The 1,407-nt window shown below is 35.0% G+C and carries 2 protein-coding genes; both read left to right on the plus strand.

Annotation, left to right across the window (positions count from 1 at the left end; translation table 11 throughout):
* The first annotated feature begins 296 nt into the window (after nucleotides 1–296).
* Complete coding sequence (locus J3U75_RS09055) at nucleotides 297–809, plus strand: hypothetical protein (RefSeq protein WP_267391633.1); 513 nt, start codon at nucleotides 297–299, stop codon at nucleotides 807–809.
* A gap of 209 nt (nucleotides 810–1,018) precedes the next feature.
* On the plus strand, nucleotides 1,019–1,407 hold a 389-nt coding region (locus J3U75_RS09060), incomplete at its 3' end, for a contact-dependent growth inhibition system immunity protein (RefSeq protein WP_267391634.1).

Below are 1,407 nucleotides of genomic sequence, written 5' to 3' on the forward strand. Positions count from 1 at the left end.
GTATGACCGTAAAGATGGCGGATTTTCACACCTTGTCGATAAAGAGGTAACGTGCTCTCCCGATGCAGAGAGTATTTATGAGCATTTAATTCCGTTGCTCAAACGCAGTAACTATGAGCATTTAGCCTCTTAACAGCAATACAATAGCTAGTATTCAAGTTACCTTGATTAAAAAAAGATATAAATTAATGGATTCGATTTTTAATCGTTCTAAATAATTTGGTATACAGCACATGGTGTCAGTAGCTATATTTGGGCAAATACAGCATTTCGCCTTCAGGTCACAGGATTGATAAATGTTAAAAATTTTTAAAGCATTAGCATCTAAGCATAAGGAACCGAAAAGAAAGGGATGTAGTTTATACGTATTACCTGATAACTCTGTAATTATACAAGGCTATTCTTATGAGAATCACAGTCCTGGTTTTGTGAACTCTCGTGATATAGTGCGTATTTCAGAAGAGCTGATACCTGTATTGTTAGGTGAACTTGTATTAACGATAACCAATACCACTAAGTTTATTGACCTTAAAGAATGGGTAAAAGATCACGATTCATATACCAAGGCCTTTTTGAGCTTTGCTGGCTATAAAAACTATAGAAGGTTGGAAAAAGAGGCTGCTTATGTCTTTATTGAATTGGAGAATAATGTGATCACAATTACGCCAACAGAATATGGCCTTTACGGTAGAGGTGGATTTGGATTCCTTGTCAATAAAGAGGTAACGTGCTCTCCTGACGCAGAGAGTATTTATCAGCATTTAATTCCGTTGCTCAAACGCAGTAACTATGAGCATTTAGCCTCTTAACAGCAATACAATAGCCAGTAGTTAGGTTACCTTAATTATAAAATCCTCAGAAATTTCATATTTCTGAGGATTTTTTGCGTAAATAAAAGGGATATAAAGTAGATGGATTCGATTTTTAATTATTCAAAATAAATTGATATACAGCACATGGTGTCAGTAGCTATACTTGGGCAAATACAGTATTTCGTTTTCAGGTCAAAGGATAGTAAATGTTAAAAATTTTTAAAGCATTAGCATCTAAGGACAAGGAACCGAAAACAAAAAGATGTAATTTGTATATATTACCTGATAATTCTTTTATTATACAAGGATTTTTTTATGAGAATTACAGTCCTGGGTTTGTCCATTCTCACGTCAGGGCGCGTATTTCAGAAGAGCTGATACCGGTATTGCTAGGTGAACTTGTATTAACGATAACCAATACCACTAAGTTTATTGACCTTAAAGAATGGGCAAAAGATCACGATTCATATTCCAAGGCCTTTCTGAGCTTTGCTGGCTATAAAAATTTTAGAATGCTGGAAAAAGAGACTGCCTGTGTGATAATTAAATTGGCGAATAATGTGATCACGATTACGCCAACAGAGTATGACCGTAA

Origin of the sequence: Snodgrassella sp. B3088 (assembly GCF_026535815.1) — a bacterium.
Classification (GTDB): domain Bacteria; phylum Pseudomonadota; class Gammaproteobacteria; order Burkholderiales; family Neisseriaceae; genus Snodgrassella; species Snodgrassella alvi_E.

Excerpts from the sequence above, each read along its gene's own strand:
- J3U75_RS09055 (WP_267391633.1), top strand. The coding sequence starts at position 297 with ATGTTAAAAATTTTTAAAGCATTAGCATCTAAGCATAAGGAACCGAAA.